The organism is Buttiauxella sp. 3AFRM03, assembly GCF_003675305.1.
GTDB classification, from domain to species: domain Bacteria; phylum Pseudomonadota; class Gammaproteobacteria; order Enterobacterales; family Enterobacteriaceae; genus Buttiauxella; species Buttiauxella ferragutiae.
The window spans coordinates 2,713,411-2,724,783 of the sequence record NZ_CP033076.1 but is presented as its reverse complement, the minus strand read 5'-3'; the positions used below and the strand labels follow the sequence as shown (position 1 = coordinate 2,724,783).

The window sequence follows — 11,373 nt, the reverse complement described above, 5'->3', positions numbered from 1 at the left end:
TTGGCCCCGAAGGGGTGAGTATCAGGATGATACGAATAATAAGAATTCAAAGAATTTGCCTGGCGGCACTAGCGCGGTGGTCCCACCTGACCCCATGCCGAACTCAGAAGTGAAACGCCGTAGCGCCGATGGTAGTGTGGGGTCTCCCCATGCGAGAGTAGGGAACTGCCAGGCTCCAATTAAGCAAAAAGCCCTGTACTGACGTACAGGGCTTTTTGCTGTCTGCGATTTACGAAAATTACACTCATCTCCTCCCTCTAATCCTCTGAAGATCATGCCTGTACGCAGTTTAATCCACTATTTCTAAAATCCGTGCTTAAGTGAAACATTTTCAACTATCTTATGAATACTCGACATTTGACATATGTCGGGTTATCTTCAGCTATCTGGATGTCTAAACGTTTAAACGTATGTTGTGAGGATATAAGGTTATGCCAATTCGGGTGCAGGATGAGTTACCAGCCGTCAATTTCCTGCGGGATGAGAATGTCTTTGTTATGACTACATCGCGCGCAAGCAACCAGGAGATCCGTCCGCTAAAGGTGCTCATACTTAATCTGATGCCGAAAAAGATTGAGACCGAAAACCAGTTTTTGCGTCTGCTTTCTAACTCTCCCCTGCAGGTTGACGTCCAGCTGTTACGCATCGACTCCCGTGAATCCCGTAATACACCGACTGAACATCTCAACAATTTCTACTGCAACTTCGAAGATATTCAGGATGAAAATTTTGATGGTCTGATTGTCACAGGAGCCCCACTTGGCCTGGTAGAATTTAACGATGTTGCGTATTGGCCACAGATCGAACAGGTGATTCATTGGGCAAAAGATCATGTTACCTCAACACTCTTTGTGTGTTGGGCTGTGCAGGCTGCACTGAATATTCTCTACGGCATCCCTAAACAAACGCGCAATGATAAGCTGTCTGGCGTTTATGCACACAACCTCACTTACCCACATGCCTTGTTAACTCGCGGTTTTGACGACACTTTTCTGGCACCACACTCACGCTACGCAGATTTCCCCGCATCATTGATTCGTGACTATACCGATCTTGAAGTTCTGGCTGAATCAGAAGAGGGGGATGCGTACTTATTTGGCAGCAAAGACAAGCGTATCGCATTTGTCACCGGCCATCCGGAATATGATTCGCACACACTGTCAGGTGAGTATTTCCGCGATGTAGAAGCAGGCTTGAACCCTGAAGTGCCATATAACTATTTCCCTGGTAACGATCCGCAGAAGAAGCCATATGCAACATGGCGTAGCCACGGGAATTTGCTGTTCACCAACTGGCTAAACTACTACGTCTACCAGATCACTCCATTCGATCTGCGCAATATGAATCCAACGCTCGACTAAGCGTTTCAGCATCCCGTCACCTCTACGATCAAGGCACTTTAAGGTGCCTTTTTTGTTTTCTAAAAACACATTCCCCAAATGAATAAATTTTAATTTCATATATATCAATGTGATAAATGATTTTCATTTCAAAAATGGAAATTGTTTTTGATTTTAAAAAATCATGAAGTAGTCTTAACTCTGTTGAATGAAAACCAGACACTGGACGTACCAGATCTATTTGGCATGATCGATGGGATAAGACGAGGGGAGAAATCCAATGACACAACAGACAGTTAGCGCAGAGTTGGCCTTTAGCCAGCCGTTTGGTGAACCAGAGCGACAGATTCTGACGCCTGATGCAGTAGAGTTTCTCAGTGAGCTCGTCACCCGCTTTACACCGCAGCGTAATAAGCTACTGGCGGCACGCACCGTTCAGCAGGCTGAAATTGACGCAGGGAAACTTCCAGATTTTATTTCGGAAACCAGTTCCATTCGTGAATCAGAATGGACTATTCGCGGTATTCCGGCCGATTTACTCGACCGCCGCGTTGAGATCACCGGGCCTGTCGAACGCAAAATGGTGATTAACGCGCTGAATGCTAACGTCAAAGTTTTTATGGCTGACTTTGAAGACTCCCTCGCTCCCAGCTGGAGCAAAGTGATCGACGGCCAAATCAACCTGCGCGACGCCATTCGCGGGACGATCAGCTGGACTAACGAAGCCGGTAAAATCTACCAGTTGAAGCCTGATCCAGCCGTATTAGTCTGCCGTGTTCGTGGCCTGCACTTACCAGAAAAACATGTCACCTGGCGTGATGAGCCTATTCCAGGCAGCTTGTTCGACTTCGCACTCTACTTCTTCCATAACGTGGACGCCTTGCAGGCAAAAGGTAGCGGCCCGTATTTCTACCTGCCAAAAACGCAATCCTGGCAAGAAGCGGCCTGGTGGAGTGAAGTCTTCAGTTTTACTGAAGATCATTTCTCTCTGCCGCGTGGCACCATTAAAGCGACGTTGCTGATTGAAACGCTCCCTGCGGTATTCCAGATGGACGAGATCCTGCATGCGCTGCGAGATCACATTGTGGGGCTGAATTGTGGCCGCTGGGATTACATTTTCAGCTACATCAAGACACTAAAGAATCATCCGGATCGCGTCCTTCCGGACAGGCAGTCCGTCACCATGGACAAACCCTTCCTGAATGCTTATTCGCGCTTGCTGATTAAAACCTGTCATCGCCGTGGTGCTTTCGCCATGGGCGGCATGGCGGCGTTCATTCCGAGTAAAGACAGCCAACGTAACGACTGGGTGCTTAACAAAGTTAAAGCCGACAAACAAATGGAAGCGACCAATGGCCATGACGGCACATGGATTGCGCATCCGGGCCTTGCTGACACAGTGATGGAGGTCTTTAGCAAAGCGTTGGGCGACGATAAAAACCAGCTTCCTGTTTTGCGTGAAGAAGACGCACCGATTACTGCCGCACAACTGCTTGAACCTTGTCCTGGTGAGCGCACAGAAGCGGGTATGCGAGCCAATATTCGCGTGGCGGTGCAGTACATCGAAGCATGGATTTCTGGCAATGGTTGCGTACCGATTTACGGCTTGATGGAAGATGCTGCGACCGCAGAGATTTCCCGTACTTCTATCTGGCAGTGGATTCATCATGAAAAAACGTTGAGTAACGGTGAGACAGTCACTAAGGCGCTGTTCAGCCAAATGCTGGCTGAAGAAATGTTCGTTATTCAGGAAGAATTAGGTGACAAGCGTTTCAGCCAGGGGCGTTTCGATGAAGCCGCTCGCCTGATGGAGCAAATCACCACTTCCGATACGTTAATCGACTTCCTGACGCTGCCAGGCTACCGCCTGCTTGCCTGAACCCTACACAAATAAAAATATGGAGCATCTGCAATGAAAACCTCACGCACCCAACAAATCCAACAATTACAACAAGACTGGACACAACCACGCTGGGAAGGCATTAAGCGCCCGTATAGCGCAGAAGAAGTCATTAAGCTGCGCGGCTCGGTGAATCCGGAATGTACCCTGGCGCAAAATGGCGCGGCCAGGATGTGGCGTTTGCTACATGGCGAATCGAAAAAAGGTTATATCAATAGCCTGGGTGCGTTAACTGGCGGGCAAGCGTTACAACAGGCAAAAGCAGGTATTGAAGCCATCTATCTTTCTGGTTGGCAGGTTGCGGCAGATGCCAACCTGGCTTCCAGCATGTACCCGGACCAATCGCTATACCCGGCAAACTCCGTCCCTGCGGTGGTCGATCGGATCAACAATACTTTCCGCCGCGCCGATCAGATCCAATGGGCCTCGAACATTGAAGAAGGGGATCCGCGCTATGTCGATTACTACCTGCCGATCGTCGCCGATGCCGAAGCGGGTTTTGGTGGCGTACTGAACGCATTCGAGCTGATGAAATCGATGATTCAGGCCGGTGCCGCTGCCGTTCACTTTGAAGACCAACTGGCATCCGTGAAGAAATGCGGACACATGGGCGGCAAGGTACTGGTACCGACTCAGGAAGCCATTCAGAAACTGGTTGCTGCTCGTCTTGCTGCTGACGTTATGGGCGTACCGACGCTGGTGATTGCCCGTACTGACGCCGATGCTGCGGATTTGATCACCTCTGATTGCGACGAATACGACCGCGAATTTGTCACTGGTGAGCGCACACAAGAAGGCTTCTACCGCACTCGTGCTGGTATCGAACAAGCAATCAGCCGCGGCCTGGCCTATGCGCCGTACGCCGATTTGGTGTGGTGTGAAACGTCAAAGCCAGACCTTGAGCAGGCGCGCCGTTTTGCCGATGCCATTCATGCTCGCTTCCCAGGTAAATTACTGGCCTACAACTGCTCGCCATCATTTAACTGGAAGAAAAATCTTGATGACAAAACCATCGCGTCCTTCCAGGAGGAGCTGTCAGCAATGGGTTACAAATACCAGTTCATTACACTGGCAGGCATTCACAGCATGTGGTTCAACATGTTCGACCTGGCGCACGCTTACGCGCAGGGAGAGGGGATGCGTCATTACGTTGAAAAAGTCCAGCAACCAGAATTTGCCGCAGCACCTGAAGGCTACACCTTCGTTTCCCATCAGCAGGAAGTGGGCACGGGTTATTTCGACCGAGTGACGACGATTATTCAGGGCGGCGCGTCTTCGGTGACGGCGTTAACGGGTTCGACGGAAGAAGAACAGTTCTAAAACAACCCTCATCCCAACCTTCTCCCTGAGGGAGAAGGAGAAAAACACGATCCATCCTTTCTTCCTCAGTTCACAGGGAGAAGGAGAAAACACGATCAATCCCCTCTCCCTTAGGGAGAGGGCCAGGGTGAGGGTGGAAAACACCACGGAGTAACTCATGACTCGTCGGCTGGAACTGTTAATTGCCCACACCATCCTGCAAGGTTTTGACGCGCAGTATGGGCGCTTTCTTGAGATAACTGCCGGAGCGCAGCAGCGCTTCGAGCAGGCTGACTGGCATGCGGTTCAGCGGGCGATGAAAAGCCGCATCCATCTTTATGATCACCATGTTGGCCTGGTGGTGGAGCAATTGCGCTGTATCACGGGCGGCCAAAATACTGACGACGAGTTTTTATTGCGTGTTAAAGCGCAGTACACCCAATTGTTACCCGATTACCCTCGTTTCGAAATCGCTGAAAGCTTCTTCAATTCTGTTTATTGTCGCCTCTTCGATCACCGCTCGTTATCTCCCGAGCGGCTTTTTATCTTCAGCTCTCAGGATGAAAAACGTTTCCGTACTATCCCCCGTCCGCTGTCAAAAACCTTTACCCCGGCTTTAGGATGGCAGCCACTTTTGCGTTCCTTGCTCAGAGATTTACCTTTGCGCCTGCCGTGGCAAGATTTAGCACGTGATGCGGGTTACATCATTGCGCATCTCAACGAAACCTTTGGTGCTGAGGCTTTGCAGCAGGCTTCCCTCGACATTGCCAACGAGCTGTTTTATCGCAACAAAGCCGCCTGGCTGGTCGGGAAGCTGGTGCTTCCGACGGGCAAGGTGCCGTTTTTGCTGCCGATTCATCGCACCGATGACGGATATTTAGTGGTGGATACCTGCTTAACCAGCAGCGCCGAAGCCAGCATTGTTTTTGGTTTCGCCCGTTCCTACTTTATGGTTTATGCCCCACACCCTGCGGCTCTGGTGGAATGGTTACGTGAGCTGCTCCCCGGCAAAACCACCGCTGAACTGTATATGGCGATTGGCTGCCAGAAACACGGTAAAACCGAAAGTTATCGTGAATATCTGACCTACATTTCTGCTACCGATGAGCAGTTTATTGAAGCGCCAGGCATTCGTGGCATGGTGATGCTGGTGTTTACGCTCCCCGGTTTTGATCGGGTATTTAAGGTGATTAAAGACAAGTTTGCGCCGCAAAAAGAGGTGACCGCCGAACGCGTGCGCGAATGCTATCAACTGGTCAAAGAGCACGATCGTGTCGGGCGCATGGCCGATACCCAGGAGTTTGAAAACTTTGTGCTGTCTAAACATCAAATTAGCCAGCCGCTGTTGGCATTATTACAGCAGGAAGTTCCTGAAAAACTCACCGACCTCGGTGACCGCATCGCCATCAGCCATCTTTATATTGAACGCCGAATGGTGCCGCTGAATTTGTGGCTGGAACAGGTCGAAGGCCAGCAATTACGAGATGCCGTTGAGGAATATGGCAACGCGATTCGCCAGCTTGCGGCGGCGAATATTTTCCCCGGTGACATGCTGTTTAAGAACTTTGGCGTGACACGCCACGGGCGGGTGGTGTTCTACGATTACGATGAAATTTGCTATATGACCGAGGTGAATTTCCGCGACGTCCCGCCGCCGCGTTATCCGGAGGACGAACTCTCTGCCGAGCCGTGGTACAGCGTGGCGCCAGGCGACGTGTTCCCTGAAGAATTCCGCCACTACTTATGCGCCGACCCGCGTATTCGCCAGATATTTGATGAAATGCACAGCGACTTGTTCCGTGCGGATTACTGGCGCGCATTGCAGGAGCGTATCCGCAACGGGCATGTGGAAGATGTTTTTGCTTATCGCAAACGTCAGCGGTTTATTCTCCGTTTCGGAGAATTGAAGCAGGCGGGTTAACGCCCGCCGCCGTAAGCCTGGGTAATCTCTTTGGCTGCTTTTATCACTAACGCACCCAACTCGGTTACGCGATCATCTGTCACGCGAGAAATTGGCCCGGAAATCGAAATCGCCGCAAACGCTTCATGATGCTCATCATAAATACACGCCGCCACACAACGCAGCCCCAGCGCATGTTCTTCATCATCAAATGAATAACCGCGTTTGCGGGTTTGCGCTAAATCTTCTTTCAGATGCAGCGGGGAAGTGAGCGTGGCAGGCGTATAGCTGTGCAGCCCTTTGCGGTGCAGCAACGTCACGACTTCGTCATCACTCAGATTGGCGAGAAACACCTTGCCTGCGCCAGAGGCATGCATCGGCAATTTGCCACCAATGGGTGCCGACATCCGCATCAGTTGAGCGCATTGCACCTGGTCGATAATAATCGCCTGATGGTCGCTATGGTCAAGCACCGCCAGATTCACCGTTTCGCCGGAATCTTCCATCAGCTTGCGCAGCATCGGGTGAACAATCGCTAACAGATTACGGCTTTGCAGGAAGCTACTGCCGACGACAAACGCATGTGCGCCAATCGTCCAGTGGCCCAAATCGCCAATCTGGCGAACAAAGCCAAGTTGCTGCATGGTAGTCAGCAGACGATGCGTAGTGGAATTAGGTAAGCCAGCTTGCTGTGCAAGTTCAGTGAGTGCCACGCTACCGTGCGATTCGGCAATCCATTCAAGCAGTTTCAAACCGCGAGTTAATGACTGAACCTGTCCGGTAGGCTGTGGTGCAGCCACTGTGGCTGTACGTGGTTTTTTTCCACGTTTGGCGGGAACGGCAGCGACCATAACTGACTCCTGTTTTCATATCGTGGAAATCATTTTCGTTTTATTTGGCGATAATGCAACCTGCATCCAACTCATCGGATCAGTCAGGTGAACATGTCTCATGTTCCATTGCTTTGCGCCCATTACAACTTGTGACAGTATGATTGGTTAGGCTGACAGGCTTGGGTAAACAGGTGGGAGCGAGAGTGAGCAATAAATTAGAAAAACTGCATCAGCAGTTGCAGCAACGCATTTTGGTACTGGATGGTGGTATGGGAACCATGATCCAGAGCTACCGTCTTGATGAGAGCGATTTCCGGGGTGAACGCTTTGCAGACTGGCCGTGTGACCTGAAAGGGAACAACGATTTGCTGGTGCTGAGCAAACCGGAAATTATTGCCGCCATTCACTACGCCTACTTTGAAGCCGGTGCCGACATCGTCGAAACCAACACCTTCAACTCAACAACCATCGCGATGGCGGATTACCAAATGGAATCCCTGTCGGCGGAAATTAACTACGAGGCGGCAAAACTTGCCCGCGCTTGTGCCGATGAATGGACCGCACGCACACCGGAAAAACCGCGCTACGTGGCTGGGGTATTAGGCCCAACCAACCGTACTGCGTCTATTTCACCTGACGTGAACGACCCGGCATTCCGTAACGTCACTTTTGATCAGCTGGTGGAGGCTTATCGCGAATCCACGCGTGCGCTGGTGGAAGGCGGTGCAGATCTCATCATGATTGAAACGGTGTTCGATACCCTGAACGCCAAAGCCGCTATTTTTGCGGTGAAAACCGAATTTGAAGCGCTGGGTGTCGACCTGCCAATCATGATTTCCGGCACCATTACCGACGCCTCAGGCCGCACCCTTTCCGGGCAAACCACCGAAGCTTTCTATAACTCATTACGCCATGCCGATGCGCTGACCTTCGGCCTGAACTGTGCGTTGGGGCCAGATGAACTGCGTCAGTACGTGGCTGAGCTTTCACGCATTGCTGACTGCTACGTCACCGCACACCCGAACGCCGGCCTGCCAAATGCTTTTGGTGAATACGATCTCGATGCCGATGAAATGGCGCGCCAGATTGGCGAATGGGCGCAGGCAGGTTTCCTGAACATCATCGGTGGCTGTTGTGGTACCACACCAGCACACATCGCGGCGATGAGCAAAGCGGTTGAAGGCGTTGCCCCACGTAAACTACCAGACTTGCCGGTGGCATGCCGTCTGGCAGGGCTTGAACCGCTAAACATCGGCGCTGACAGCCTGTTCGTCAACGTCGGTGAACGTACCAACGTCACCGGCTCCGCCAAATTTAAGCGCCTGATCAAAGAAGAAAAATATAACGAAGCGCTAGAAGTGGCATTGCAACAGGTCGAAAGCGGCGCGCAAATCATCGACATCAACATGGATGAAGGGATGCTCGATGCCGAAGCGGCGATGGTGCGTTTCCTCAACCTGATTGCCGGTGAACCAGATATCGCCCGCGTGCCAATCATGATTGACTCCTCGAAATGGGACGTCATCGAAAAAGGCCTGAAGTGCATTCAGGGCAAAGGCATCGTTAACTCCATCTCGATGAAAGAAGGTGTTGAGGCATTTATCCATCACGCCAAACTGGTGCGCCGCTACGGTGCCGCGATGGTGGTCATGGCGTTTGACGAAGTCGGCCAGGCTGATACTCGCGAGCGCAAAATCGAAATTTGCCGCCGCGCCTATAAAATTCTGACTGAAGAAGTCGGCTTCCCGCCAGAAGATATTATTTTCGACCCGAATATATTTGCCGTCGCGACCGGAATCGAAGAGCACAACAACTACGCCCAGGATTTTATCGGCGCGTGTGCTGACATTAAACGCGAACTGCCGCATGCGATGATCTCCGGCGGCGTGTCGAACGTGTCGTTCTCCTTCCGTGGCAACGACCCGGTGCGCGAAGCCATTCACGCCGTATTCCTCTATTACGCCATCCGTAACGGAATGGACATGGGCATCGTTAACGCCGGGCAACTGGCGATTTACGATGATTTGTCTGCGGAGCTGCGTGATGCCGTCGAAGACGTGATCCTCAACCGTCGTGATGACAGTACCGAACGTTTACTGGATCTGGCCGAGAAATATCGCGGTAGCAAAAGTGACGACGGCGCGGCCGCGCAACAAGCCGAATGGCGTAGCTGGGACGTGAAAAAGCGCCTTGAATACTCACTCGTGAAAGGTATCACTGAGTTTATTGAACTCGACACCGAAGAAGCTCGTCAGCAGGCTGAACGCCCGATTCAGGTTATTGAGGGCCCGCTGATGGATGGCATGAACGTGGTTGGCGACCTGTTTGGCGAAGGGAAAATGTTCCTGCCGCAGGTGGTGAAATCTGCCCGCGTGATGAAACAGGCGGTGGCGTATCTCGAACCGTACATTGAAGCCAGCAAAGAAAAAGGCTCAACCAACGGCAAAATCGTGCTCGCCACGGTGAAAGGCGATGTCCACGACATCGGCAAAAATATCGTCGGGGTGGTGTTGCAATGTAACAACTACGAAATCATCGACCTTGGCGTAATGGTGCCAACCGAGAAGATTTTGAAAACCGCCCGCGAAGTCGGCGCAGACATTATCGGCCTCTCCGGGTTGATTACACCGTCGTTGGACGAAATGGTCAACGTCGCCAAAGAGATGGAGCGCCAGGGCTTTACGCTGCCGCTGCTGATTGGTGGGGCGACCACCTCTAAAGCGCATACGGCGGTGAAAATAGAGCAAAACTACAGTGGCCCAACGGTTTACGTGCAAAACGCCTCGCGCACCGTTGGCGTGGTTTCAGCGCTACTCTCGCCAACACAGCATGACGATTTCGTAGAACGTACACGCAAAGAATATGTCACCGTGCGTACCCAACATGGCCGTAAAAAACCGCGCACTCCACCGGTGTCGCTTGCTGCCGCACGTGAAAACGATCTGGCATTTGATTGGTCAAGCTACACGCCTCCGGTACCACACCGCCCGGGTGTGCAGGAAGTGACCGCCAGCATCGAAACGCTGCGCAATTACATCGACTGGACGCCATTCTTTATGACCTGGTCGCTGGCCGGGAAATATCCGCGCATCCTTGAAGATGAAGTGGTGGGTGAAGAGGCACAGCGCCTGTTTAAAGATGCTAACGATATGCTGGACAAACTGCATACCGAAAAACTCCTGACGCCGCGTGGCGTGGTGGGGATTTTCCCGGCAAACCGCGTGGATGATGACATTGAAATCTACCGCGATGAATCTCGTACCCAAGTACAAACTGTGGCGCACCATCTGCGTCAGCAGACCGAGAAAGTCGGTTTTGCCAACTACTGTCTGGCTGATTTTGTCGCGCCAAAACATAGTGGCAAAGAAGATTACATCGGCGCGTTTGCGGTCACTGGCGGTATGGAAGAAGACGCACTGGCAGAAGGTTATGAAGCGCAGCATGATGATTACAACAAAATCATGGTGAAAGCGTTGTCTGACCGTCTGGCTGAAGCGTTTGCTGAATATCTGCATGAGCGGGTGCGTAAAGTTTACTGGGGCTATGCACCAACAGAAAACCTCAGCAACGAAGAGCTTATCCGCGAAAACTACCAGGGGATTCGCCCGGCACCGGGCTATCCGGCCTGCCCGGAACACACTGAAAAAGCGACTATCTGGGAATTGCTGGATGTAGAAAACGTGATCGGCATGAAACTTACCGAGTCCTACGCCATGTGGCCTGGTGCTTCCGTTTCTGGTTGGTACTTCAGCCATCCTGACAGCAAATACTACGCTGTAGCGCAGATTCAACGTGACCAGGTGGAAGATTACGCGCGTCGCAAAGGGATGTCGGTGACCGATGTTGAACGCTGGTTAGCTCCGAACCTGGGCTACGACGCGGACTAACATTCGCACGCCCTCATCCCAACCTTCTCTCCCAGGAGAAGGAGCACACCGTTTAGGCCCTCTCCCTCGTGGAGAGGAGCTTACCACCTTATTCCCTCTCCCTCGTGGAGAGGCGCTTCCCGCCTTATTCCCTCTCCCTCAGGGAGAGGGTCAGGGTGAGGGTGGTTTACATCTCGAATCGTTTAATTGTCGCCAGGCGTTATATACTGGAATT

Annotated in this window: 6 protein-coding genes and 1 rRNA gene; 6 read left to right on the top strand and 1 reads right to left on the bottom strand. The window is 51.9% G+C overall.

Going from position 1 to position 11,373, the window contains the following annotated elements; genetic code table 11:
* Positions 1 to 58: 58 nt before the first annotated feature.
* The 5 genes from rrf to aceK all read left to right on the top strand — a co-directional run bounded on the left by rrf (position 59) and on the right by aceK (position 6,460).
* Positions 59 to 174: ribosomal RNA gene (gene rrf, locus D8682_RS14175) — 5S ribosomal RNA — on the top strand.
* 257 nt (positions 175 to 431) lie between these two features.
* Positions 432 to 1,361: a homoserine O-succinyltransferase gene (metA, locus tag D8682_RS14170; RefSeq protein WP_064541334.1), complete on the top strand. Its 930-nt coding sequence runs from the start codon at positions 432 to 434 to the stop codon at positions 1,359 to 1,361.
* 259 nt (positions 1,362 to 1,620) lie between these two features.
* On the top strand, positions 1,621 to 3,219 hold the full coding sequence (gene aceB / locus D8682_RS14165) for a malate synthase A (RefSeq protein WP_121814544.1): 1,599 nt from the start codon (positions 1,621 to 1,623) through the stop codon (positions 3,217 to 3,219).
* 33 nt (positions 3,220 to 3,252) lie between these two features.
* Positions 3,253 to 4,560, top strand: coding sequence for an isocitrate lyase (gene aceA, locus D8682_RS14160; RefSeq protein WP_064541328.1), 1,308 nt, complete (start codon positions 3,253 to 3,255; stop codon positions 4,558 to 4,560).
* Between the two features lie 157 nt (positions 4,561 to 4,717).
* Positions 4,718 to 6,460 carry a bifunctional isocitrate dehydrogenase kinase/phosphatase gene (gene aceK, locus D8682_RS14155; RefSeq protein WP_064541325.1) on the top strand — a complete coding sequence of 581 codons (1,743 nt, stop codon included), beginning with the start codon at positions 4,718 to 4,720 and terminating at the stop codon, positions 6,458 to 6,460.
* On the opposite strand, the gene iclR is transcribed toward aceK, so the two are convergent.
* Positions 6,457 to 7,290: a glyoxylate bypass operon transcriptional repressor IclR gene (iclR, locus tag D8682_RS14150; RefSeq protein WP_064541323.1), complete on the bottom strand. Its 834-nt coding sequence runs from the start codon at positions 7,288 to 7,290 to the stop codon at positions 6,457 to 6,459. The genes aceK and iclR overlap by 4 nt on opposite strands.
* 185 nt (positions 7,291 to 7,475) lie before the next feature.
* On the opposite strand from iclR, the gene metH reads away from it, so the two are divergent.
* Positions 7,476 to 11,159, top strand: coding sequence for a methionine synthase (gene metH / locus D8682_RS14145; RefSeq protein WP_064541318.1), 3,684 nt, complete (start codon positions 7,476 to 7,478; stop codon positions 11,157 to 11,159).
* Positions 11,160 to 11,373 lie beyond the last annotated feature (214 nt).

What these genes read in the sequence shown, in the direction of transcription:
- metA (WP_064541334.1), top strand. Translation starts at nt 432, where the DNA reads ATGCCAATTCGGGTGCAGGATGAGTTACCAGCCGTCAATTTCCTGCGG.
- aceB (WP_121814544.1), top strand. Translation starts at nt 1,621, where the DNA reads ATGACACAACAGACAGTTAGCGCAGAGTTGGCCTTTAGCCAGCCGTTT.
- aceA (WP_064541328.1), top strand. Translation starts at nt 3,253, where the DNA reads ATGAAAACCTCACGCACCCAACAAATCCAACAATTACAACAAGACTGG.
- aceK (WP_064541325.1), top strand. Translation starts at nt 4,718, where the DNA reads ATGACTCGTCGGCTGGAACTGTTAATTGCCCACACCATCCTGCAAGGT.
- iclR (WP_064541323.1), bottom strand. Translation starts at nt 7,290, where the DNA reads ATGGTCGCTGCCGTTCCCGCCAAACGTGGAAAAAAACCACGTACAGCC.